The organism is Pectobacterium versatile (genome assembly GCF_020166435.1).
Lineage (GTDB): Bacteria > Pseudomonadota > Gammaproteobacteria > Enterobacterales > Enterobacteriaceae > Pectobacterium > Pectobacterium versatile.
The window spans coordinates 164471-189813 of record NZ_JAINZP010000002.1 but is presented as its reverse complement, the minus strand read 5'-3'; the positions used below and the strand labels follow the sequence as shown (position 1 = coordinate 189813).

At 51.9% G+C, this 25343-nt stretch carries 21 protein-coding genes; 16 read left to right on the top strand and 5 right to left on the bottom strand.

Going from position 1 to position 25343, the window contains the following annotated elements; all coding sequences use genetic code 11:
- From K7X24_RS03700 to K7X24_RS03650, 11 genes are all read left to right on the top strand, one after another.
- Positions 1-963: an ABC transporter permease gene (locus tag K7X24_RS03700; protein WP_010307101.1), complete on the top strand. Its 963-nt coding sequence runs from the start codon at positions 1-3 to the stop codon at positions 961-963.
- Positions 950-1957: an iron chelate uptake ABC transporter family permease subunit gene (locus K7X24_RS03695; protein WP_039535150.1), complete on the top strand. Its 1008-nt coding sequence runs from the start codon at positions 950-952 to the stop codon at positions 1955-1957. Before K7X24_RS03700 ends, K7X24_RS03695 begins: the two co-directional genes overlap by 14 nt.
- On the top strand, positions 1954-2712 hold the full coding sequence (locus K7X24_RS03690; protein WP_010307093.1) for an ABC transporter ATP-binding protein: 759 nt from the start codon (positions 1954-1956) through the stop codon (positions 2710-2712). Before K7X24_RS03695 ends, K7X24_RS03690 begins: the two co-directional genes overlap by 4 nt.
- Before the next feature lie 329 nt (positions 2713-3041).
- Positions 3042-3359 carry a PTS system regulator TmaR gene (gene tmaR, locus K7X24_RS03685; RefSeq protein ID WP_005967626.1) on the top strand — a complete coding sequence of 106 codons (318 nt, stop codon included), beginning with the start codon at positions 3042-3044 and terminating at the stop codon, positions 3357-3359.
- A 324-nt stretch (positions 3360-3683) separates the two neighbouring features.
- Complete coding sequence (locus K7X24_RS03680) at positions 3684-5957, top strand: ComEC family protein (RefSeq protein WP_224553342.1); 2274 nt, start codon at positions 3684-3686, stop codon at positions 5955-5957.
- Positions 5958-5994: 37 nt separating this feature from the next.
- A complete protein-coding gene (gene msbA, locus K7X24_RS03675) occupies positions 5995-7743 on the top strand; it encodes a lipid A ABC transporter ATP-binding protein/permease MsbA (RefSeq protein ID WP_224553340.1) in 1749 nt (582 codons plus the stop codon).
- Complete coding sequence (gene lpxK, locus K7X24_RS03670) at positions 7740-8741, top strand: tetraacyldisaccharide 4'-kinase (RefSeq protein WP_224553057.1); 1002 nt, start codon at positions 7740-7742, stop codon at positions 8739-8741. Before msbA ends, lpxK begins: the two co-directional genes overlap by 4 nt.
- A gap of 111 nt (positions 8742-8852) precedes the next feature.
- On the top strand, positions 8853-9035 hold the full coding sequence (locus K7X24_RS03665) for a Trm112 family protein (RefSeq protein ID WP_005967647.1): 183 nt from the start codon (positions 8853-8855) through the stop codon (positions 9033-9035).
- A complete protein-coding gene (gene kdsB, locus K7X24_RS03660) occupies positions 9032-9784 on the top strand; it encodes a 3-deoxy-manno-octulosonate cytidylyltransferase (RefSeq protein WP_224553055.1) in 753 nt (250 codons plus the stop codon). Before K7X24_RS03665 ends, kdsB begins: the two co-directional genes overlap by 4 nt.
- A 311-nt stretch (positions 9785-10095) precedes the next feature.
- Positions 10096-11409 (top strand): pectate lyase PelN, encoded by a 1314-nt coding sequence (pelN, locus tag K7X24_RS03655; RefSeq protein WP_224553054.1) that lies wholly within the window; start codon positions 10096-10098, stop codon positions 11407-11409.
- A gap of 326 nt (positions 11410-11735) precedes the next feature.
- Complete coding sequence (locus K7X24_RS03650; protein WP_224553052.1) at positions 11736-12629, top strand: YcbJ family phosphotransferase; 894 nt, start codon at positions 11736-11738, stop codon at positions 12627-12629.
- Here the strand turns inward: K7X24_RS03650 and elyC are convergent.
- Positions 12581-13429, bottom strand: coding sequence for an envelope biogenesis factor ElyC (elyC, locus tag K7X24_RS03645; protein WP_224553050.1), 849 nt, complete (start codon positions 13427-13429; stop codon positions 12581-12583). The two genes, K7X24_RS03650 and elyC, sit on opposite strands and share 49 nt — an antisense overlap.
- 166 nt (positions 13430-13595) lie before the next feature.
- Here elyC and cmoM point away from each other — a divergent pair, with 166 nt between their 5' ends.
- The 4 genes from cmoM to mukB are packed head-to-tail and all read left to right on the top strand — an operon-like array spanning position 13596 to position 20865.
- A complete protein-coding gene (gene cmoM / locus K7X24_RS03640; RefSeq protein WP_103860863.1) occupies positions 13596-14381 on the top strand; it encodes a tRNA uridine 5-oxyacetic acid(34) methyltransferase CmoM in 786 nt (261 codons plus the stop codon).
- Entirely contained in the window at positions 14378-15703 is a 1326-nt protein-coding gene (gene mukF / locus K7X24_RS03635; RefSeq protein WP_224553048.1) for a chromosome partition protein MukF, read from the top strand. Before cmoM ends, mukF begins: the two co-directional genes overlap by 4 nt.
- Positions 15684-16406 carry a chromosome partition protein MukE gene (gene mukE, locus K7X24_RS03630; protein WP_224553045.1) on the top strand — a complete coding sequence of 241 codons (723 nt, stop codon included), beginning with the start codon at positions 15684-15686 and terminating at the stop codon, positions 16404-16406. Before mukF ends, mukE begins: the two co-directional genes overlap by 20 nt.
- 19 nt (positions 16407-16425) lie before the next feature.
- Positions 16426-20865: a chromosome partition protein MukB gene (mukB, locus tag K7X24_RS03625; protein ID WP_224553043.1), complete on the top strand. Its 4440-nt coding sequence runs from the start codon at positions 16426-16428 to the stop codon at positions 20863-20865.
- Positions 20866-21420: 555 nt separating this feature from the next.
- Here the strand turns inward: mukB and K7X24_RS03620 are convergent.
- Positions 21421-21717: a YciI family protein gene (locus K7X24_RS03620; RefSeq protein WP_224553338.1), complete on the bottom strand. Its 297-nt coding sequence runs from the start codon at positions 21715-21717 to the stop codon at positions 21421-21423.
- 251 nt (positions 21718-21968) lie between these two features.
- Between K7X24_RS03620 and tonB the strand changes: the two genes are divergently transcribed.
- Positions 21969-22721, top strand: a complete 753-nt coding sequence (tonB, locus tag K7X24_RS03615; protein WP_224553041.1) for a TonB system transport protein TonB — start codon at positions 21969-21971, stop codon at positions 22719-22721.
- Between the two features lie 122 nt (positions 22722-22843).
- On the opposite strand, the gene yciA is transcribed toward tonB, so the two are convergent.
- The 3 genes from yciA to K7X24_RS03600 form a co-directional block, all read right to left on the bottom strand.
- Positions 22844-23266: an acyl-CoA thioester hydrolase YciA gene (gene yciA / locus K7X24_RS03610; protein ID WP_103860731.1), complete on the bottom strand. Its 423-nt coding sequence runs from the start codon at positions 23264-23266 to the stop codon at positions 22844-22846.
- Between the two features lie 22 nt (positions 23267-23288).
- A complete protein-coding gene (locus tag K7X24_RS03605) occupies positions 23289-23855 on the bottom strand; it encodes a septation protein A (RefSeq protein WP_103860730.1) in 567 nt (188 codons plus the stop codon).
- A 199-nt stretch (positions 23856-24054) separates the two neighbouring features.
- Positions 24055-24807: a YciC family protein gene (locus K7X24_RS03600; protein WP_107332900.1), complete on the bottom strand. Its 753-nt coding sequence runs from the start codon at positions 24805-24807 to the stop codon at positions 24055-24057.
- Between the last annotated feature and the right edge of the window lie 536 nt (positions 24808-25343).

Genomic DNA, 25343 nt, shown 5'->3' with positions numbered 1-25343 from the left:
ATGAAGTCTTTTTACTATTCGCTGGGTCTTGCGTTTCTGGCCTGCATGATCGTTGTCAGCCTGTTTGTTGGGGCAGGGCAACTGAACATGCAGGCCGTCTGGAACGACCCGGAAATGCGCGATATTTTCTTTATCAGCCGCGTTCCCCGCACGCTAGCTTTGCTACTGGCAGGCAGCGCCATGAGTGTGGCGGGTCTCATCATGCAGTTGCTGACGCAAAACCGTTTTGTCGAACCGTCTCTGGCGGGGACCACACAGTCGGCTAGCTTAGGTTTGCTGGTGGTGATGATCGCCGTGCCCGGCGCGACGATTTTCACCAAAATGGTGGTGGCGAGCCTGTTCGCTTTAGCGGGTACCTTTCTGTTCATGATGCTGCTACAGCGAATTGTGCTGAAATCCGCACTGGTGGTGCCGCTGGTCGGCATTATGCTGGGTGCGGTTATCAGTTCAATCACCACGTTTGGCGCGATGTATTTTGATCTGCTACAGGCGCTCGGCAGTTGGGAATCCGGTGATTTCTCCGGTGTCTTGCAAGGGCGTTACGAGCTGCTCTGGCTGGTTGGTGCGTTAACGCTGGTGGCCTGCTGGATTGCTGACCGCTTCACGGTCGCAGGCATGGGGCGTGAATTTTCCGTCAATGTCGGCCTCAACTATCGGCAGGTGATGATGATGGGGCTGAGCATTATCGCCATCGTCAGCGGTGTAGTAGTCGTGGTGGTTGGCAGCCTGCCGTTTATCGGACTGATCGTGCCGAACTTGATCAGCATGATGATGGGCGACAATGTGCGCAAAACGATCCCGTGGGTGTGCCTGCTTGGCGGCGGTCTGGTGCTGTGCTGCGACATTATCAGCCGCGTGATTCGCTATCCTTTCGAGATTCCAGTGAGCGTAATTCTTGGCGTCATTGGCGCTGCCGTTTTCCTTCTCTTATTGCTAAGCCAGAAACGCCATGTCAGTCAATGAACGTAATACGGTGCTGACCGGAGCCGTCAGCGAAAAACGTGCGGGGTTATCGCCGACGCAGCGGTTGATGTGGCTGGCTGGCGCGGCTGTCGTGGTGATCGTGCTGTTTATGACTATCAACCTAGGCAGCAACCTGCGCTACATTTTAACGCACCGCGGGCTGATGCTGACGACGATGCTGTTGGTGGCATTTGCCGCCAGCGCGTCGACGGTGCTGTTCCAAACGGTGACGAATAACCGGGTGCTGACGCCATCGATTATGGGGTTTGAAGCCCTGTTTATCCTGATTCAGACCTCGCTGGTGTTTGTTTTCGGCATTAGCGGTATTCCGGGCCTGGGCGTTGAAGGCAAATTCGTTCTCGAGACGCTGCTGCTCATCCTCTTCTCCGCGCTGCTGTACCGCTGGCTGTTCACCGGCAGCCGCAATAACCTGCATCTGGTTTTACTGGTCGGGATTATCTGCGGCACGCTGTTTCGCAGCATGGCGGGCTTAATGCAGCGTCTGCTGACGCCCGGTGAGTTCGCCATCCTACAGGGGCGGATGTTTGCCACCTTCACCCGTACCGTGCCTGAGCTGGTGGCGCTGTCGGTTGGCATTACGCTGGTGGTCGCGGTGGTGATCTGGCGCATGCGCTTTCGGTTTGATGTGTTGGCGCTGGGACGTAATAACGCGATTAACCTGGGTATCGACTACAAGCGCAGCGTCACGGTCATTCTGCTGCTGGTTTCCGTGCTGGTGGCCATTTCAACGGCGCTGGTCGGTCCGCTTACCTTCTTAGGCTTTATGGTCGCGAACCTTGCCTATTTAGTGATTGGCTCCAGCCAGCATCGCCTGTTGCTGCCCGCGGCTTTCCTGCTGGGCGTGATTTCACTGGTTGGCGGACAGTTGGTGCTTGAGCATCTGCTGGATATGTCTGGAGCGCTGTCGGTCGTGATCGAATTTGTGGGTGGATCGTTGTTTATTGTGTTGCTACTGAAAAAGGTTTCCGTGTGATTGAGATCGGCAATGTAACTAAAACGTATAATAACGTGACGGTATTGAATAATGTCACAGCGACGGTGCCTCGCGGTGGCGTCACGTCGATTATCGGCCCGAATGGTGCAGGGAAGTCGACATTGTTGTCCATCATCAGTCGCCTGCTGGACGCGGATCGCGGACAGGTCAAAGTTAACGGCATGGACGTGATGACCACGCCAAGCGATAAGCTGGCGACGTGTTTGTCCGTGCTGCGTCAGGAAAACCAGTTTACCAGCCGCTTAACGGTAGCGGAGCTAGTAGGGTTTGGTCGCTATCCTTATACCAAAGGGCGGCTGAATGCTGACGATCGTGAACGTATCAGCGCCGCGCTGGCGTTCCTCAATCTGACCGAATTGAAAGATCGGTTTTTGGATGAGCTTTCCGGCGGCCAGCGGCAGCGTGCCTATGTCGCGATGGTGCTGTGTCAGGACACGGAATACGTGCTGCTGGATGAACCGCTGAATAATCTGGATATGAAACACGCCGTAGCGATGATGAAGCAGATTCGCCGTGCGGCCGACGAGCTAGGTAAAACCATCGTGCTGGTTATTCACGATATCAACTTTGCTTCCGCCTATTCGGATTACATTATTGCGATGCGCAAAGGGCAGATCATCTACACGGGAAAACCGGAAGACATTATGGTATCCGAGGTGTTGGAAGATATTTTCGATACGGAAGTGGCCATTGAGCAGGTTCATAACCAGCGTATCGCAGTATATTACCGCTGAATACCCGTCATACTTCAAGCCGCATGTACGTTGGCAATACTCGGCTCATATTTGAGCCTTGCCCTAAAGGGCCACCGCAAGCGGCGTTCAAATCGACTACGTCAATTTGTCCTTGCTCACCCCAGTCACTTACTTGGGTAAGCTCCTGGGGACTCGTGCGGTCGCCGCCTGCATGCAACTCGAATTATTTAGGGTATGGTTTGATGACAGATTATCCGCTCAGCGAGGTGTTAGCGCAAAGGGCGTAAGCACTGCTTGAAAGACGCTGGGTATAACCTGTATGGTGAATGCATAAAGAATTTATGTATGACTTAAGGTAAGGGTAAAAGATGGATAAGGACACTAAGCCGTGTTTCCAGGATGTGCTGGAATTCGTGCGCATGTTTCGTCGTAAAAACAAACTTCAGCGTGAAATCGTCGACAACGAGAAGAAAATTCGTGATAACCAAAAGCGCGTTCTGCTGCTGGACAACCTGAGCGAATATCTGAAACCTGGTATGTCCATTGAGGACGTGCAAAATATCATCGCTAACATGCGCGGTGATTATGAAGACCGCGTTGATGACTACATCATCAAAAACGCCGATCTATCGAAAGAACGCCGTGAGCTGTCTAAAAAGCTGAAAGCGATGGGCGAAGTTAAGTAACCTAACGCACAGTTTTTAGTGTAAAAAGGATCGCTTCGGCGATCTTTTTTCGTTTAGTTTCTGCATCAATAATCCTTCATCTTTCTGCTTAAACGTGTGCTTGCTAATGCCTCGGCTGTTATAGCTTGGTCGCCAGTAACCGTATCGAATGCCCAATAATTGGCATCCAGCTCGTATTCCAGATGCTATTTTTTGCAATGTAGCCGCTTCTTTGCGAGACGCTTTCCCACCTGCATTTTTCTTTCTGTCACATGCGTTTGAGGTACTGCAATATTCCTGTGCGAACCACAGGGAAAGAGGGCAGTTGTGTCATGGTAATGGATGATGTCGGTAAATAGTCTGGCTTGGGCGAGCGTGCTTGGCATCTTGCCGCTGCTTTTTTTACCGCAGATCCCTGCGCAAACGTTGCTATGGTGGGGAACGGGTCTGTCTGCTTGTGCGCTGCTAATGGGATATCGTCACGCAGGGATTCGGTTTGTCGCTCTTGCTGCGGTGAGTTTTTGCTGGGCGTCGTTGAATGCTCAAACCTTACTGCTACAAATTGAGCGCGTTACGCAGGGGCAGGTTAACGCTGTCGTGACCATAAGCAGCATACGGTTCAATGAGCATGATGATGATTGGATCACGGTGCGGCTGGAAGAGATAAATCAGCACAGAATCTTCCCTCCATTATATGCCCAACTGACCTTATCACCGGCTATGGAAAACTGGTGTGGTGGTCAACGTTGGGCAATCACTGCCAGTTTACGACCTATTCACAGTCGATTAAATGAAGGCGGTTTCGATAGCCAACGCTGGGCGATAGCCAAACGGCAACCGCTATCGGGTCGTGTGCTGGCGGCAAAGGTGGTTGATAGCCGGTGTGATTTCCGCCAGCGCACGATCGCACAGGCGGAACAGCAGGTGCAGGGGTTACCGTGGCGTTCTATTTTACTGGCGTTGACGTTTGGCGAGATGAAAACGGTTAGCCTGGAACTCAAGACCCTACTTCAGAATACCGGAACAATGCACTTGATGGCGATCTCGGGTCTCCATATCGTACTTGCGGGGCTGGTTGGCTGGGGGATGGCGCGGGGGTTACAATATGGCTTTCCCGTGTCGTGGGTTGGCTATCGTTTTCCCTTGCTGATGAGCGCCGTGGCTGCCTGGGGATATGTCTGGCTGGCAGGGGGTAACCCTCCTGCGGTGCGTTCGGCGTTGGCGCTTAGCGTATGGGTTTGCCTGAAAGTGTGGAGCGCCAACTGTTCCGCTTGGCAGGTTTGGCTATGGTGTGTCGCGCTGATTCTGGTTAGCGATCCATTGAGCGTATTGTCAGACAGTTTTTGGCTATCTTGCCTTGCCGTCGCGTCGCTGATTTTCTGGTTTCAGTGGGCACCGCTTCCTCATCGGCTACAGACCCGGCGGCGGTGGTTCTGGCTGCGCTGGATCCACCTGCAAACGGGAATCACACTGCTATTGATGCCCTTACAACTTCATATTTTCCACGGTTTCAGTATCACCTCTCTGCCCGCAAACCTTTGGGCTGTGCCTTTGGTATCTTTCGTTACCACTCCGCTCATTTTGCTGGCACTGAGCACGATGGCATTTGCACCACTGAGTGAAATGCTCTGGTGGCTGGCAGATATTTCACTGCGTGTGGTATTCGCCCCGTTAACGTATCTACAGATGGGGTGGATTTATCTTGATGCATCGCTGCTGCTAGGAAGCGTCGCGGGCTGGGGCGCGGTTGTGATATGGCGCTTTAGCTGGTGGCGTATCCATCCCGTTAGTATCGTCGTGCTGATTCTTGTTTTATTGGTTTTCCGCACAAAGAGTGATGAACCGGAATGGCGAGTGGACATGCTGGATGTCGGTCACGGCCTTGCCATCGTGATCGAACGGCATGGGAAGGCGGTATTGTACGATACGGGAAATCGTTGGGAGGGCGGAGATATGGCGAAGCGGGAAATTCTACCTTACCTACGATGGCGGGGAGTCGATGTGGAAAACATTATCCTGAGCCACAGCCATATGGACCATATCGGGGGGCTAGAGACGCTACAGGCAGCCTATCCTGAAGCAACGGTATATAGTGCAATCAGGCCTATGAATCATCGTCCTTGCCAACGTGGCGAGCGTTGGCGCTGGCAGGGGCTCACGTTTACCGTACTATGGCCGTTAGCGCTTGTCGAACGAGCGGAAAACAACGACTCCTGCGTTATCCGCGTTGATGATGGAAAACACCGTATCTTACTGACGGGCGATCTGGCGTCGGAGGCGGAAAAGGCGTTGATTAAGTTAGAGCGTAATGCGCTGCATGCGAATTTGTTACAAATCCCTCACCATGGCAGCAAGACATCATCATCGCCTCCCTTTATTCGTGCGGTAAATGCCGAGTTTGTTATGGCTTCTGCGGCACGCTATAACCCGTGGCGGTTGCCTTCAGTAAAGATTGTTGAACGATATCGGCAATATGGATACACGTGGCTGGATACCGCATCATTTGGTCAGCTAAGTGTTCGTTTTTTCGGCGATTCATGGCATGTTCTGCGGTTTAGGGATCACATATCGCCTCGTTGGTATCATCAGTGGTTTGGCGTAGCGCGGTATAATGAGTAAAATGGTCGGCTATTTCTTCCCGATTCAGGTTCACTACATGCTGAATGATAAAGATCTCTCCACCTGGCAGACCTTTCGCCGCCTATGGCCGATGATCTCTCCTTTTAAAGCAGGGCTTACTGTTGCTGCAATTGCACTCATCATAAACGCAGCTGGCGATACATTAATGCTCTCTCTGCTTAAACCCTTGCTCGATGAAGGATTCGGCAAAGCGGAACGTTCCGTATTGGTTTGGATGCCTTTGGCTGTCATTGGGCTGATGCTTGTCAGAGGGTTATCCGGTTTCGTGTCCAGCTACTGTGTTTCATGGGTTTCAGGAAAAGTGGTGATGAATATGCGTCGCCGCTTGTTCTCCCATATCATGGGGATGCCGGTGTCGTTCTTCGATCAGCAGTCAACTGGCACGCTGCTTTCTCGCATCACCTATGATTCGGAGCAGGTTGCGGCTTCGTCATCCGGTGCGTTGATTACGGTTGTCAGAGAAGGGGCATCGATTATCGGCCTGTTCATTCTGATGTTCTACTACAGCTGGCAGCTTTCCATCATCCTGATTGTGATTGCACCGATCGTCTCAATTGCAATGCGCATGGTGTCCAAGCGATTCCGCAATATCAGTAAAAACATGCAGGATACTATGGGGCATGTCACCACCAGCACGGAGCAAATGCTTAAAGGCCACAAAGAAGTACTGATGTTTGGCGGTCAGGAAGTGGAAACCAAGCGTTTTGATCAGGTTAGCAACCGGATGCGTCAGCAGGGCATGAAAATGGTGTCCGCTTCGTCGATTTCCGATCCTATCATCCAGCTGATTGCTTCGCTGGCGTTGGCGTTTGTGCTGTATGCTGCCAGTTTCCCCAGCGTGATGGAAACGCTAACTGCGGGGACGATCACAGTGGTGTTCTCTTCCATGATCGCCCTGATGCGTCCGTTAAAATCACTGACCAACGTTAACGCGCAGTTCCAGCGTGGTATGGCTGCGTGCCAGACGCTGTTTGCGATTCTGGACATGGAACAGGAACGTGATACGGGCAAGCTTGAGATCGAGCGCGCAAAAGGTGAACTCGAATTCTGTCAGGTGAATTTCGCCTATCCGGGAAGAGAAAATCTGGCGCTGAAGAATATCAATCTGCATATTCCCGTGGGTAAAACGGTGGCGTTGGTTGGCCGCTCTGGTTCGGGTAAATCGACCATTGCCAGTTTAATCACCCGTTTTTACGATATTCAATCAGGAGAGGTTCTGCTTGATGGCCATGATTTACGCGAGTATCGCCTGCCTTCCTTACGTAATCAGGTCGCGTTGGTTTCTCAAAACGTACATTTGTTTAACGATACGGTAGCGAACAACATCGCCTATGCCCGCAATGAGCATTATAGCCGTGAGGAAATTGAGCGTGCGGCGAAAATGGCATATGCGATGGATTTCATCAATAAGATGGAACACGGTCTGGATACGATCATTGGCGAAAATGGTGTGATGCTTTCTGGCGGACAACGACAGCGTATCGCGATTGCCCGTGCGTTACTGCGTGATAGCCCGATTCTGATATTGGATGAGGCCACGTCGGCGCTGGACACGGAATCTGAGCGTGCGATTCAGGCTGCATTAGACGAGTTGCAAAAAGATCGTACCGCACTGGTAATTGCACACCGCCTTTCCACGATTGAAAAAGCAGATGAGATTCTGGTAGTTGAAGACGGCAAAATCATTGAGCGTGGTAATCATGCTGCGTTACTGGCGGCGAACGGTGCTTATGCTCAGTTGCATAGAATGCAGTTTGGCGAATGATTGAGCGCATCTGGTCTGGGCGGTCGCCGCTCTATTGGCTGCTGCTGCCGCTCTCGTGGTTATACGGGTTCATCACGTTTCTGATCCGTCAGAGCTATCGACTGGGGTGGCGGAAAAGCTGGCGATCGCCTGTTCCTGTTGTGGTCGTGGGGAATCTGACGGCTGGCGGCAATGGGAAAACACCAGTAGTCATTTGGCTCGTCGAACAACTGCAACGCAGAGGTCATCGTGTCGGTGTGGTGTCACGCGGCTACGGTGGTAAAGCTGAACGTTATCCGCTGCTGCTGGATGAATCGGTGACGACGGCGCAGGCAGGCGATGAACCGGTGCTGATTTTCCAGCGTACCGGTGCGCCCGTTGCGGTCGCCCCCCGTCGGCGGGATGCCGTGAGTGCGTTATTAGCGCAGCACACGCTAGATGTGGTGATCACTGACGATGGATTACAGCACTATGCGTTGGAAAGAGATATCGAGCTAGTGGTGATTGACGGGATGCGGCGTTTTGGCAACGGATGGTGGCTGCCCGCAGGCCCAATGCGGGAAAGAGAAAGCCGTCTGGCGTCAGTGGATGCCGTCATTGTTAACGGCGGTACGCCGCGAGCAAACGAGATAGGCATGACACTCACGGCGGGTATGGCGGTTAACTTGCTTTCTGGTGAATCACAACAGCTGAACCAACTGCATGATGTCGTTGCGATGGCGGGCATCGGACATCCCCCGCGTTTTTTTACGACGCTGCGTGATGCAGGTGTTAGCATTGCACGTGAAGTCGCCTTTGCTGACCATCAATCGTACCAGCCAGAACAACTAGAACCGCTGACTCAGGATGCGATGCAGCCGCTGCTGATGACGGAGAAAGATGCCGTAAAATGTAAGGCGTTTGCTCAGGATAACTGGTGGTATCTGCCCGTCGATGCCGTGTTAGCTGAGCCCTACGGCACGCAATTGCTCGACAAATTGGAAAATGTGCTTAATCGGAATGCGGGCAGTAGAACATAAATTGGTCTGCTACCACGGTTTCAGATATCCCTTGTGGATATCACCTTATTAGATCGCTGCGATAGCGAAAAAGAAAATGTCGGTCATCGATCGGCCAAAGATGGAGGAAGCATGGATCACCGTTTACTTGAGATTGTTGCCTGTCCTGTTTGTAATGGTCGGCTGTACTTTAATAAAGAGAAACTGGAACTGATATGCAAGGTTGATGGTTTGGCCTATCCGGTTCGTGATGGTATCCCTGTGCTGCTGGAAAACGAAGCGCGTAAACTCGGGGCTGATGAGATAACACAATGACCTTTACTGTGATCATTCCTGCGCGTTTTGCGTCAAGCCGACTGCCGGGTAAACCGCTGGCGGACATCAACGGCAAACCGATGGTCGTCCATGTGATGGAGCGGGCGCTGGAATCGGGGGCGCAGCGCGTTATTGTGGCTACCGATCACCCCGACGTCGAGGCTGCCGTGCGGCAAAATGGTGGCGAAGTGTGCCTGACCCGCGCCGATCATAATTCTGGTACGGAACGTCTGGCTGAAGTCATCGAGCGTTACGGTTTTACCGATGATGACATCATCGTTAACGTTCAGGGCGATGAACCGCTCATTCCTTCCGTTATCATTCGTCAGGTGGCGGAAAACCTCGCTGCCAGTAAAGCAGGAATGGCAACGCTGGCGGTGCCGATTGAAACCAGTGAAGAAGCATTCAACCCGAATGCGGTAAAAGTGGTTACCGACGCTGAGGGATACGCGCTGTATTTTTCCCGTGCGACCATTCCCTGGGACAGAGAGCGTTTTGCTCAGTCTAAGGAAGCCATTGGCGATCACTTCCTGCGTCATATCGGCATCTATGCTTACCGTGCGGGCTTTGTACGCCGTTATGTCAGTTGGGCACCGAGCCAACTGGAGCAAATCGAATTACTGGAGCAACTGCGCGTGCTGTGGTACGGCGAGAAGATTCATGTTGCGGTCGCCAAAGCCGTTCCTAGCGTCGGTGTTGATACGCCAGAAGATCTGGCCCGTGTGCGGCACGTCATGGCAGGTCAGTAAGACCTGTCACACCCGCCTGTTATAAGCACGTCATGGGGGAGCCGGAATAGACTTTCTCCATGACGTTTTTCTTAATACGATTCTTTTAATACAGCACCTTATTTTTTTTAAAATCATTTAGCACTTATTTAGATAAATACTCTTAAAAATTCTTAAATTACGCGGCATCGATTTATTTATGCGGATGGCTTATTCCTATCCTGAATTGATTCGTCGCGAGGGGAACTTTTATTTTTATATTTAAATGCTACTATCAATTCGCCATGTTTTCGCATGGCGTTTTTGTTATTTCAACTAAGGACGGTAATGATATGAATACTAAACATTATATCGCAAAAATTTTTCTCGGCGGTATGTTAATGGGGGCAGCAGCGGGCAGTAGCGCGGCGGTTTATTACATGGCACCCAGCGGTAACGATGCGAATAACGGCAGTAAAAACTCCCCTTGGAAAACAATCGACCGCGCACAGAAAACATTAAACCCTGGCGACCGCCTGTGGATCCGTGGCGGTAAATACGTGTTTACCAAAGGGCTGAACGTCTGTACGACACGCACCGATGTGGTGAATGCGATCACGCTGAGTAAGAGCGGCACTGAAGGTAAGCGCATTGAATATTGGGCCTCTAGCGGGGAAGTACCGATTTTTGATTTCAGCCAGATGCAGGATGACTGCCGGGTTAAAGGGTTCAACGTCGTTGCAGATTGGGTTTCCGTAAAAGGGCTTGAAATAACCGGGGTCCCACAGCGTAATAACCTTAACCATGAATCCTGGGGCGTGTGGATAAGGGGCAGCAATAATATATTCGAGCAGTTGAATATTCACCATATTATGGGGACGGGGTTGTTCATCCAGCGTGGGGGGAATAATCTGGTATTGAATAGTGATTCTCACCATAATTACGATCCACTGACCTCTAATGGTGCTGGCCAAAGTGGAGATGGTTTTGGTGCGCATATCCCTGCTAACCAACCGGGTAATATTTTCCGCGGTTGCCGGGCGTGGTCAAACTCAGATGATGGCTTTGATTTAATTAATGCCTATTCGCCGGTGCTGATTGAAAATTCCTGGGCTTGGTCACACGGTTATTTACCAGGGACGACACAATCACTGGCTGCGGGTAACGGTAACGGTTTTAAAATCGGCGGCTACGGTGGCGTTTATGTGGCGAATGCGGTGAAACACACCGTGCGTAATTCGGTTGCGTTTTTAAATAAAGCGGCCGGATTTTATGCTAACCACCATCCGGTAGCGAACGACTTCTTTAACAACACCGGCTATAAAAATAACCCGAACTTTAATGTCCGTGGCATCGACGCAAACGGAAACGCGATTGGGCTGGGTACGCTGCGTAACAACGTTTCTCACGGCGGTAAAGACCTGTCGTTCTCTGATGGAGCGAACATGCGTTATAACTCGTGGGATCTGAAAATTGCGGTATCAGATTCTGACTTCGAGAGCGTGTCCGTGACCGGATGGGATGCACCGCGTCAGGCTGATGGCAGCTTACCAGTGCTGAAGAGCCTGCGCCTTGCTTCAGGTAGCGCGCTGATCAACAAGGGTGGCGATGTCAAACTGCCTTATAAAGGATCAGCCCCAGACCTGGGTGCCTTTGAACGCGAATAATCGTCGGGTGTTAACACTCTAGCCTATCACTCACGATATTCCCTGCTGACGGGCAGGGAATATCGCTGCAATAACCCCGGCAGGGTGTGCTCTCTGCCGTCATTAGCTCCCCGTTTATACGCTAAATAATTCGAGTTTCAGGCAGGCGGCAAGCGAAGGAATCCCGATGAGCTTACATAGGTAAGTGATTCGGGTGACTGAACGATGCCAACGCACATGCAACTTGAAGTATGACGAGTATACTTGATCTGCGTTGAAGTATTTGTATTCTGCTCGCCGCATCATGGTGAGTGGAGCTATTTGGCTCAACTGAGGTATCGCCGTTTATGGAACAGTTGAAATCGGAACTCAGTACGGTGTTAGGGGAAAGCCTCAGCCGACTTGAGCGCATAAGCGAACAGCCGTATGCGGATCTGTATGCCTTGTATGATAAAGAAGGCAACGCCATTCCTTTGTTGGCTAAAAGCTATGTTTGTCAGGGTGTGGCGCAGCAGGAAGCTTACAAACTCTCGATGCTGGCGCGTGAGGGCGATGTGCGTCTGCCAACCGTTTACGGGCTGGTGCTGACGCAACAGCAGCCTTATCGGGAACTGTTGCTGATTGAGCGTTTGCGCGGTGTGTCGGTGGAAGCGCCACCGCGAAGCGGCCAGCGCTGGACGCTCCTGATGGATCAAATCGTTGAAAATGTATTGGCTTGGCACCGAATTGATAGTCATGGCTGCGTCGGTTCGGTGGACAGCACGCAGGACAATGATTGGTTCAGCTGGTATCAACAGCGTCTGGAAGTCCTGTGGTCCACGTTGCTCAATGTCAATGCACCACTGCTTACGCAGCAGGACCGGGGCGTGCTTTATCGTTCGCGCCAGTGTTTAGAGATGCTGTTTGACGATTTCGAGGATGGCTGTGTGTTGGTACACGGTAACCTTTCGCTGCGTAGTATGTTGAAGGACGCGCGTAGCGATCAGCTATTGGCCATGATCAATCCGGGAATGATGCTGTGGGCACCCAGAGAATACGAACTCTTCCGCCTTTGTGAATCTGGCATGCCGGAGCAACTGCTTTATCACTATCTGAAACAGGCACCGGTATCTGAATCCTTTGTCTACCGGCGCTGGCTATATGTCATTTGGGAAGCGGTGTCCCGCTATATCCACACGGGACAGCTAGACCGTCAGCTATTTGATGTGGCTTCCCGAGAGTTGTCCCCTTGGCTGGAGTGAGCCTGCGGTTGTTCCGCGTCGTGCGGTACTGCCGTGGTTCCCTTCAGTGCCTGCCAGAGGCGACCGAGCGTTTCGTACCAGGCTCGCTCGCTGTGCGATAAATAGTAAGCGGAAGGGAATATTTTTTCCCACGGGTTGAGCGCGGAGGTGATCGCCATCTGATTGGCTGGCGCGGGAATCGGCGCTAACCCCTGAGCCTGGAAGAATCGCATGGCGCGAGGTAAATGGTTGGCTGAGGTCACCAGCAAGAAAGGGCGTTCGCCAACAATTTTAGCGGTTGCCGCCGCTTCCTCTTCCGTATCCCTTGGCGTATCCAGAATGATGATGTCCTGCTGGGGAATACCCAAGCTTTCGGCGACCAGCGCCGCCGTTTTCGCACTGCTGACAGGGTTCCCCTGCGCGGCTCCACCGGTAAAAATCAATTTTGCGCCGGGATTGGCATGATAAAGGCGAACGCCTTCCGTGACGCGCGGGAGGCTGTTGCTGATGAGATTAGAACTGGGTGCCCATTCTGCGTTATAAGTATATCCCCCGCCTAGCACGACAATATACTCGGCTTTGCTCGCCTGCGGTGTTTGCTGCCAGGTCGGGTAGTGTGATTCCAGTGGTAATAACAGTCGATCGGCAACAGGTTGCAGGCTGAGCAGAATAAGCATCAGCCAACTGGCTAATATTATCGTTTTCCCCGTGCGCTGCCGCTGGGTAAACCAGAGCAGCAACAGGCCAACACCCATCAGAAGCAATAGCAATGGCAGGGGCTGCAGAAGGCCACCGACGAACTTTTTGAGTGTGAAAAGCATAAAATTGCATTCCTTTTGAGTGAAAAACCCGCATTTGGGAAGATATCATGCGGTAAGGCCCTTTATTCTAAGCCAGCCTGTGCCAAAATGGCAGGCTGGAAAAAATCGCATCGCGCAGACATATCCTGCACGAGAACCCCGTTTATATGATGCGGAACAATGACTGATGCAGGATCGCAATTTTAATGATATCGCCGAAAAATTTGCTCAGAATATCTATGGCACGACGAAGGGGAGACTTCGGCTGGCGGTATTGTGGCAGGATCTTAGCGATCTTTTGACCCGACTTCCGGCACGGCCTTTACGCATCCTTGATGCGGGAGGCGGTGAAGGGCAGATGGCCTGTCGTTTGGCGGCTTTAGGACATCAGGTATTGTTGTGCGATGTTTCCGGTGAGATGATTCAGCGCGCCAAAAATGCGGCGGCGGAGCAGGGCGTTACCCATAATATGCGTTTTGTGCAATGTGCCGCACAGGATATCGCGCAATATATGGATAGCCCCGCCGATCTGATATTGTTCCATGCGGTGCTGGAATGGGTCGCGCAACCACAACAGGTACTGAAAACTCTGTACGATAGCCTGTCGCCTGGGGGGGCATTGTCCCTGATGTTCTATAACCATCATGGGTTGTTGATGCGTAACATGGTGGTGGGCAACTTTGATTATGTTCAGGCCGGAATGCCTAAGGGCAAACGGCGCTCGCTCTCGCCGGACCACCCGCTGAACCCGCAAGAAGTGTACGGCTGGCTTGATGAGATGGGGCTGACCATTAGCGGGAAAACGGGTGTGCGCGTGTTTCATGACTACTTGAAAAACAAACAGCAGCAAGTTGAGAAATTTGACGACATTCTGGAGATTGAACAGCGGTATTGTCGGCAAGAGCCTTTTGTGAGTTTGGGCCGTTATATCCATGTCATGGCGCATAAACCCCATTTAAAGGATGCATTATGAGTGATTTTTCCCAGACTGTACCCGAACTGGTCGCCTGGGCACGAAAAAACGATTTCTCCATTTCCCTCCCCACCGAACGCCTGGCGTTTTTGATGGCGATTGCCACGCTTAATGGCGAACGCATGGATGGTGAAATGAGTGAAGGTGAGTTGATTGATGCCTTCCGTCATGTGAGTCAGGGATTTGATCAGACGAACGAAACCATTACCGTCCGCGCCAATAACGCGATTAACGATCTGGTGCGTCAGCGGTTGCTTAACCGCTTTACCAGCGAGCAGGCCGAAGGTAATGCGATTTATCGTCTGACGCCGCTGGGGATTGGCATTACCGATTATTACATTCGGCAACGTGAGTTCTCGACGCTGCGCCTTTCTATGCAGCTCTCTATCGTGGCGCAAGAGCTCAGTCGTGCAGCCGATGCGGCGGAGGAAGACGGTGATGAGTTTCACTGGCACCGCAACGTATTTGCGCCGCTGAAATATTCCGTTGCAGAAATTTTTGACAGTATCGATCTGTCACAGCGTGTGATGGATGAGCAACAACAGGGCGTTAAAGACGATATCGCCGCGCTATTAAATCAGGACTGGCGAGCTGCGATCAGTAGCTGTGAACAACTGCTGACGGAAACGTCATCGACGCTGCGTGAGCTACAGGATACGCTAGAAGCCGCTGGTGACAAATTGCAGACGAGCCTGTTGAGCATACAGGATGCGATTATGAGTAATCCGCATAATCTGGAGTTTGTCGACAAACTGGTGTTTGACCTGCAAAACAAACTCGACCGCATTGTGAGCTGGGGACAGCAGACGATAGATCTGTGGATTGGTTACGACCGCCACGTACATAAGTTTATCCGTACCGCGATTGATATGGATAAAAACCGCGTCTTTGCCCAGCGGTTACGTCAGTCGGTGCAAAGTTATTTCGATAACCCGTGGGCGCTGACGTTTGCCAATGCAGATCGTCTACTGGATATGCGCGACGAAGAACTGACGCTGCGTAGTGAAGAGGTCACCGGTGAACTGCCGCCGGAGCTGGAATACGAAGAGTTTAGTGAAATGCGCGAGCAGCTGATCGCGCTAGTCGAGCAGGAGTTGCATAAATATAAAGCGCAACAGATTCCGCTGGATTTGAGTGAAGTGATGCGTGAGTACCTCGCGCAGCATCCTCGCTCGCGGCATTTTGATGTTGCCCGAATCGTGGTCGACCAGGCAGTACGTCTGGGCGTAGCCGAAACAGATTTCACCGGATTGCCTGCATTGTGGCTGGCGATCAATGATTACGGAGCCAAGGTACAGGCCCATGTCATCGACAAATATTGAACAATTTATGCCAGTGAAGCTGGCAACCGCGCTGTCGAATAATCTCTTTCCTGCGCTGGACAGCCAATTGCGCGCTGGGCGTCATGTTGGCATTGAAGAACTGGAGAACCATGTATTTTTGATGGATTTCCAGGACGTGCTGGAAGAGTTCTACAGCCGTTACAACGTAGAGCTGATTCGCGCGCCGGAAGGATTCTTCTATCTGCGTCCGCGCTCTACCACGCTGATCCCGCGCTCGGTGTTGTCTGAGCTGGATATGATGGTAGGGAAAATTCTCTGCTATCTCTATCTGAGCCCGGAACGTTTGGCGCACGAAGGCATTTTCAGCCAGCAGGAACTGTATGAAGAACTGCTGAGTCTGGCGGATGAAAGCAAACTGCTGAAGCTGGTGAACCAGCGTTCTACTGGCTCCGATCTGGATCGCCAAAAATTGCAGGACAAAGTCAGAACCTCACTTAACCGCTTACGTCGGTTAGGTATGATCTACTTTATGGGCAATGACAGCAGCAAATTCAGAATTACTGAATCGGTGTTCCGCTTCGGGGCCGATGTGCGCAGCGGCGATGATGCCCGCGAAGCACAGCTACGCATGATTCGCGATGGTGAAGCAATGCCTGTTGAAGGTAGTTTGTCGCTGAAAGATGACAGCGACGACAATGATCGCACCGATGATACCGCGCCAGAAATGGGCGAGGATGAATAAGTGTTGAGGATGAACAGGAATGATTGAACGCGGTAAATTTCGCTCACTAACGCTGGTCAACTGGAACGGCTTTTTCGCCCGCACCTTCGATCTGGATGAACTGGTTACCACGCTATCCGGCGGTAACGGTGCTGGGAAATCCACCACGATGGCCGCCTTTATTACGGCACTGATCCCTGACCTGACGCTGTTGCACTTCAGGAACACCACCGAAGCGGGGGCCACCAGCGGCTCACGCGATAAAGGCCTGCACGGTAAATTGCGCGCCGGCGTCTGCTACTCCACGCTGGATGTCGTTAACTCGCGTCATCAGCGCGTGCTGGTTGGCGTTCGTCTCCAGCAGGTTGCAGGGCGCGACCGTAAAGTCGATATCAAACCTTTCACCATTCAGGGATTACCGACGGCGATACAGCCGACGCAAATTCTGACGCAGGTGGTCGGCGATCGCCAGGCTCGCGTACTCTCCTTACAGGAACTGAAAGATCGCGTCGAGGAGATGGAAGGCGTTCAGTTTAAGCAGTTTAACTCCATCACTGACTATCACTCGCTGATGTTTGATTTGGGCGTGGTGCCACGTCGCCTGCGTTCTGCATCCGATCGCAGCAAGTTCTATCGCCTGATCGAAGCGTCGCTGTACGGCGGTATCTCCAGTGCGATTACTCGCTCGCTGCGTGACTACCTGCTGCCGGAAAACAGCGGCGTGCGTAAAGCGTTTCAGGATATGGAGGCCGCGCTGCGTGAAAACCGCATGACGCTGGAAGCGATTCGCGTCACCCAGTCCGATCGCGATCTGTTCAAACACCTGATCTCTGAAGCGACGTCCTATGTTGCCGCTGACTACATGCGACATGCCAATGAGCGTCGTATTCATCTGGATGGGGCGTTGGAGCTGCGTCGTGACCTGTTCTCCAGCCGTAAGCAACTGTCCAGCGAGCAATATCGTCATGTAGAAATGGCGCGGGAGCTGGCAGAGCAGAGCGGGGCCGAAGGCGATCTGGAAACAGATTATCAGGCGGCCAGCGATCACCTGAATCTGGTGCAGACCGCCATGCGCCAGCAGGAAAAAATCGAGCGCTATAACGCCGACCTGGAAGAATTGAGCTATCGCCTCGAAGAACAGAACGAGGTGGTGGAAGAAGCGCGGGAGCAGCAGGCGGAAAACGAAGAACGTGCCGATGCTACCGAGCTGGAGGTGGATGAACTGAAAAGCCAGCTTGCCGATTATCAGCAGGCGCTGGACGTGCAGCAAACACGGGCTATTCAGTACCAGCAGGCTCAGCAGGCGTTGGAACGCGCCCGCACGCTGTGCCAGTTGCCGGATTTAACGGCAGACAACGCGGATGAGTGGCTGGATAGCTATCAGGCGAAAGAGCAGGAAGCGACAGAGATTCTGCTGATGTTGGAGCAGAAACTGAGCGTGGCCGATGCGGCGCACGGTCAGTTTGAACAAGCTTACCAGTTAGTGGCTAAGATTGCCGGTGCGGTGAATCGCAACGAGGCCTGGCAGGTTGCGCGCGATTTGCTGCGCGACAGCGCTTCACAACGTTATCAGGCGGAGCGAGTACAGCCGCTGCGGATGCGTTTGTCTGAGCTGGAACAGCGACTGCGTGAGCAGCAGGATGCCGAGCGGTTATTGCAGGATTTCAGCAAACGCAACGGTCAGGATTATCAACCGGAAGAGCTGGAATCCCTCCAGCAAGAACTTGATGCCCGCATAGAAACGCTGTCATCGCTGGTGGCGGAAGCGGGTGAGCGTCGCATGGCGCTGCGTCAGGAGTTGGAGCAAACCCAACAGCGAATTCAGAAGCTGACGGCGCGTGCGCCAGTCTGGCTGGCCGCACAGGAAATACTGACGCAACTGAGCGAGCAGAGCGGAGAAACGTTTGAAGATAGCCGTCAGGTGACGGAGTTCATGCAGCAACTGCTGGAGCGCGAGCGTGAAACTACGGTTGAACGTGACGACATCGCGGCTCGCAAACGCCAGATTGAAGCACAGGTTGAGCGGCTGAGTCAGCCCGGTGGTTCGGAAGATCCGCGCCTGAACGCGCTGGCGGAACGTTTTGGCGGCGTGCTGCTGTCTGAAATTTATGATGACGTGACGCTGGATGATGCGCCGTACTTCTCGGCGCTTTATGGTCCCTCCCGCCATGCGATTGTGGTGTCCGATCTCTCGCTGGTGCGCGATCAGCTTGCTGGTCTGGAAGACTGCCCGGAAGATCTGTATCTGATAGAGGGTGACCCGCAGTCGTTTGATGACAGCGTATTTGCCGTTGACGAGTTGGAACGTGCTGTCGTGGTGAAAGTCGCGGAGCGCCAGTGGCGTTATTCGCGTTTCCCTGAGGTGCCGCTTTTTGGTCGTGCTGCGCGGGAAATGCGTCTGGAAAGTCTGCGTGATGAGCGCGAAGCGCTGGCGGAACAGTATGCAACGCTGTCGTTTGACGTGCAGAAAACGCAGCGCCTGCACCAGTCTTTTGGTCGCTTTATTGGTACCCATCTGGCTGTCGTTTTTGATGACGATCCCGAAGTGGAAATTCGTACGCTCAGTTCCCGTCGCGGTGAGCTGGATCGTGCGATGGCCAGCTTTGATGGTGAAAATCAGCAGCAGCGTCAGCAGTACGAACAAGCAAAAGAAGCCAGCGCACAGCTGAATAAATTGATTCCGCGCATTAGCCTGCTTTGCGATGAGACATTGCAGGATCGTGTGGAAGAGATTCGTGCGGAACTGGATGAAACCGAAGAGTCTGCCCGTTTCATTCAGCAGCACGGTGCAACGCTGGCTAAGCTGGAACCGTTGGTTTCTGTCCTACAAAGCGATCCGCAGCAGCATGAGCAGTTGCAGGAAGATTACACGCAGGCGCAGAACGCACAACGGCAAGCAAAACAGCAGGCGTTTGCTTTGACTGAGGTTGTGCAGCGTCGTGCGCACTTCAGCTATGCCGATTCGGCTGGCATGCTGGGTGAGAATGCTGGCTTGAATGACAAACTGCGCCATCGTTTGGAACAGGCTGAGGCAGAACGGACAAAAGCACGTGAGCAGCTACGCCAGCATCAGGCACAACTGACGCAGTACAGTCAGGTTCAGGCCTCGCTGAAAAGTTCTTACGACGCCAAGCAGGACATGCTGAAGGAACTGACGCAAGAGCTTCAGGATATCGGTGTACGTGCGGACGCTGATGCCGAAGCGCGCGCCCGTCAGCGCCGTGATGAGCTACATGCCGCATTAAGCACCAACCGCTCGCGGCGTAATCAGTTGGAAAAACAGATTACGTTCTGTGAAGCAGAAATGGACAGTTTGCAGAAGAAACTGCGCAAGTTGGAACGTGATTATCACCAGATGCGTGAGCAGGTTGTTACGGCGAAAGCGGGCTGGTGTGCAGTCATGCGTTTGGTGAAAGACAACGGCGTCGAGCGCCGTCTGCACCGCCGTGAACTGGCGTATATGGAAGGTGATGAACTGCGTTCCATGTCGGATAAGGCGCTGGGTGCACTGCGTCTGGCGGTTGCGGATAACGAACACCTGCGCGATGTACTGCGGCTTTCCGAAGATCCGAAGCGGCCCGAGCGAAAAATCCAGTTCTACATCGCCGTTTACCAGCATCTGCGTGAACGTATCCGTCAGGATATTATCCGCACCGATGATCCAGTTGAAGCCATTGAGCAGATGGAGATCGAGCTTAATCGCCTGACTGAAGAGCTGACGGCGCGCGAGCAGATGCTGGCCATCAGTTCTCGTAGCGTGGCAAACATCATTCGTAAAACGATCCAGCGTGAGCAGAACCGTATTCGGATGCTGAATCAGGGGCTGCAAGCGGTCGCATTTGGTCAGGTGAAAAGTGTTCGCCTCAACGTCAATGTGCGTGAAACGCATACCACGTTGCTTAACGTGTTGTCTGAGCAGCAGGAAATGCATCAGGATCTGTTTAACAGCAACCGTCTGACCTTCTCGGAAGCGTTGGCGAAACTGTATCAGCGCCTGAATCCTGAAATTGATATGGGACAGCGCACGCCGCAAACGATCGGTGAAGAGCTGCTGGATTACCGAAACTACCTTGAAATGGAAGTTGAGGTTAACCGTGGCGCGGATGGCTGGTTACGGGCGGAAAGTGGGGCGCTGTCGACCGGGGAAGCCATCGGTACCGGGATGTCGATTCTGGTCATGGTGGTGCAGAGCTGGGAAGAAGAGTCCAAGCGCCTGCGCGGCAAAGATATTATTCCGTGTCGTCTGCTCTTCCTCGATGAGGCGGCACGTCTGGATGCCAAATCGATCGCGACGCTGTTCGAGCTCTGCGATCGTCTGGAAATGCAGTTGGTCATCGCGGCACCGGAAAATATCAGTCCCGAGAAAGGAACCACCTATAAACTGGTGCGTAAAGTCTACCAAAACAACGAGCATGTCCACGTGGTCGGGCTGCGTGGGTTCGGAACGGAAGCGGCAGAGACGCAAGAGCAAGTCTTGTAGTTGAGTGATAAACCTTGCTGTTATTTTCTTCTATACCCTAAATAATTCGAGTGGCATGAACGCGGCAACTGCGTGAATCCCCAGGAACTTACTCAGGTAAGTTCCTGGGGTGAGCAAGGACAAATCGGCTAAGCCGATTTGAACGCCGCTTGCGGCGGCCCTTTAGGGCGAGGCTTAGAAATGAGCCGAGTATTGCCAACGCGCAAGCAGCTTGAAATATGACGCGTATATAATGATAAAGCCGCTTTTTTAAGCAGCTTCACTTTAGTTCATCACGCTTTATTGGGAAATACTGCTTTTAATGCCAGCGCAGCCTGGCTACGTGCTTAATTGGAAGTAAACGGACGAGTGATTCAACCTACGCCGACAGGTTAGCATTCATAGTGACGGCAGTTTTGAAGGTTCAGGGTGTGTTTTGGCGAATACAAACCTAAACATTCTGACTACCGTTTTCTAGTGAAGGCTCTCGTTAACAGAAATAAAGAACCAACGCTTTTCGTTGTTCAAAACGTTAACGTTTTGTCTTGAAACTCGAATTATTCAGGATATAGCTCCTTAAAACACTTTTTTGTAGGGTTTCACGCTGACGTGTTTATAGATGCCTGCTGTGATGTAAGGATCGGCATTGGCCCACTCGGTTGCCTCATCCAGCGACGTGAATTCGGCGATAATCACTGAACCGCTAAAACCAGCCTGGCCGGGATCGTCGCTGTCGATAGCAGGTAACGGGCCCGCAGTAATCAGTCGGCCCTGATCGCGCAATGCCTGTAAACGGGCAAGGTGGTCTGATCTTACCGCCAGACGTTTTGCTAATGAATCAACATTATCTTCAGCATAAATGACATAGAGCATGGTGACCTCACGGATAGAAAGGTACCCTTTCTCGTTTGGCATGCTGAGCAGGGATCGCCAGTGTCCAAGCGCTATCGGGTAAGAGGAACGTGTTTTTACCATCATACGTGATGTTGTTCGAGGACAATAGGTTGATTTGTCAGAGTAATCCCCCCACAATTTCTGTTTTTTTTACAATTTCACGGGTTGTTATTGAATATGATTGCTATTTGCATTTAAACTTGGGCGGCATAAGAGGATAAAGACAGACTATGCTGCAAAAAAAGTTTTTTTTGACCCGCCGTTACTCATGGCCATTCATACTTTCAGTGGGTTTCCACGGTTCACTGGTTGCGGGTTTGCTGTACGCCTCGTTTAATAATTCAATCGAATTACCGCAGGAATCCAAGCCCATCAGCGTTGTGATGGTGAACCCTGCAGCCTATGAAGCGGCACCGGCTGCCAAATCAGCCCCTGAACCAGAGCCGGTTAAGCAGCCTGAACCAGAACCGGTTCCAGAACCTGAGCCATTGCCGCAGCCGGTTCCTATGCCATTACCCGAACCAAAGCTTAAGCCGCCGAAACCTAAGCCTGAACCCAAGCCCGTGAAGAAGGTTGAGCAACCGAAACCGATTAAACGTGAGCCGATCGTTGAAAAACAGCCGCCGTCGCCGTTTACCAGCGAAGAGCCAACGCGCAATGTGACTAATGCGCCAGTGAAGCAGGCACCCGCACCCGCAGCAAGTACGCAGTCAAGTGGACCGCGTCCGCTGAGCCGCGCACAGCCTCAGTATCCAGCGCGCGCGTTTTCCCTGCGCGTTGAAGGGCGGGTAAAAATGCAGTTTGATGTGGATGAGTCTGGGCGCGTTGACAATGTCCGCGTACTTTCTGCAGAACCACGTAATATGTTTGAGCGTGACATCAAACAGGCCATGCGTAAATGGCGTTATGAAGCCGGTAAGCCGGGCAAAGATTTGGTTGTGACCATCGTTTTTAAAATTGATGGCGGGGCGGCAGTCGAATAATTCACGCTGATATGAAAAAGAAACGGGGCGCCATCTTTGTAGATAGCGCCCCGTTTTCGTTATGCCTTTATATCCGGTAACAACATATCAATTAACAAATTAAGTGCTTACGTTACCCGATGTCACTCGCTTGGTGTGAAGTTGCTTTTACCTGCGGGCAACTCGCGCGGATGACCTTCCTCATCGACTGCGACGTAGGTGAATAACGCTTCGGTAGCTCGGTAGCGCTGGCCAATCGGCTCAGAGGAGACTTTCTTCACCCACACTTCAACGTTGATGTTGATAGAGCTGCGGCCCGTGCGTAAGCAACGTGCATAGCAGCAAACCACATCGCCAACGGCGACAGGCTTTAAGAACGACATCCCATCAACCCGTACGGTAACGACACGTCCTTCGGCAATTTCTTTCGCTAAGATCGCGCCGCCCATGTCCATTTGCGACATCAGCCAGCCGCCAAAAATATCGCCGTTCGCATTGGTATCGGCTGGCATTGCCAGCGTGCGGAGAACCAGTTCGCCCTGTGGTAACACGTTTTGTGTGCTCATTGTGTCTATCTCGCTTTGGCTATTACTGCTGTTCGCTTTTTTCTTCTTCTGACTTTTCCTGATCGTTAGGCAAGTGACGATAGATATAAACGCCGCAAATCAGCGTAAACAGCAGCGTCACACCGGTCAGACCAAAGACTTTGAAATTAACCCAAACGTTTTGCGGTAACCAGAAAGCAATATAGATGTTAACCAGTCCACACACCAGAAAGAACATGGCCCAGGCGAAATTCAGTTTCCCCCAGACTGGCTGCGGCAAGGTTAACTCTTTACCCAGCATTTTCTGAATCAGGGTTTGTTTCATTACAAACTGGCTAACCAGCAGGGCAATGGCGAACAAGCCGTAGATGATGGTGACTTTCCACTTGATAAACAGGTCGTTATGGAACACCAACGTTAGCGAACCGAAAACGACGACCATTGCAAAGGTAACCAGCGTCATTTTCTCTATTTTACGATACATCACCCAGGTGACCACGAGTGACAGCGCCGTTGCCGCAATCAGTGCACCCGATGCGATATAGATGTCATAAAGTTTATAGGCCGCAAAAAAAACGACCAACGGTATAAAATCAAGAAGTTGCTTCATTATGTCAATCCATCACTCAACAGTGTCGTAATCATAACCCGCGAGAGTTATCCGATAGCTCATGCCATTATCCTTTATTGTGGAACACCATTCCCGAGATATTGTAATAATTTGCAGAAAATTACGATTGGGTAGATAGCGAACGGAGATCTGGCGGAACCTATGCCACCATAGCGATGGCATAGGCCGAGAGCGGCAGTTAAGCGCGCAGCAGCATATAAAGGCGGAACAGATAAATGAGCAGGATCGCGGAGATCAGGTTGCCCAAGCCGTTCAGAACCACGCCGAGCACGGTCGGTGAGGAAATCGGTAACTTCGACACGATCAGCAAAATAGCGATTTTAGCCAGTAGCCACATTACGATGGCTGGCGCGGTTGCACGCAGATTACCGTAAGCCAGTTTAGTACTCACTTTAATCGCGTTGAAAATTCCGCTTTTTTCCGTGACGACAATCACGGGTGACAAACTCAGCGCAATAGCCAGCAGCACGCCAGGAATGACCAGAAGCATCATGCCAAGTTGGATGAGCAGTGTGCACAGCAGGATCAGGATAAGCAGACGCAGTAAAAAAGGTGCCGATGCGCCAATCGCGCGCAGTGCACTGGTGCGCTGTCCGTCAGAAACCAACTGGATCAGCATCAGAACCCCGCCCGTCAAGAGCGCATTGCCCACTAACGCAGCAAAGGTGCCTGCTGCCGACATTTTCAGTAACACGGTTTGTTGTTCCGGTGTCATCTGCTGAATCATATCCATCAAGCCAGACTCGACAGAAGATGACAGATCGCTGCTGGAACTGCTCAGAATCTGTAACTCGTCTCCAGACGGCGATAGTGCATGATTCAGTATGACAGTAATGAATGCCGTCAACAGTGACATCATTAAGATGCTGATGAACTGGTTGCGGGTAAAATTCATTGTGTCACGGTACAACGTATTAGCCGTGATAGGCATGCAGGCTCCTTGAAAAAGATAAATCGACAGAAAGAACTTAACTCACGATTGTAACCTGTTAATTCGTGCTGTGGCACCCCGTCAACGATTTCCCTTCACTGAAAAATGAGGAACAGTGTTACCAATAAGGGTTCTTCCTGCTATAAATGGCATATTTGGGTTCATCACGCTTTACTGGGAAACGCTGCTTTTAATGCCAGTGCAACCTGGCTACGTGCTTAATCGGAAGTAACCAAGCAAGTGATTCAACCCATACCGACAGGTTAGCATTCATAGCGACGGCAGTTTTGAAGGTTCAAGGTGTGTTTTGGCAAATACAAACCTAAACGTTCTGACTGCCGTTTTTTATTGGTTCACACTAACTTTCGATGAACTTTTTTTGCATAAAGATAATGCTGGTGGCGAGTAGCTTCATCAAACGTAAGATAATAACCAGAAGAAGAAGCAAAAATATTTTTCTCTTTATATACTGACGATAAAACGATTGCAGACCGTAGACGGATTTTGCGGTTGTACGCTGTAAAACAGCGTATCAG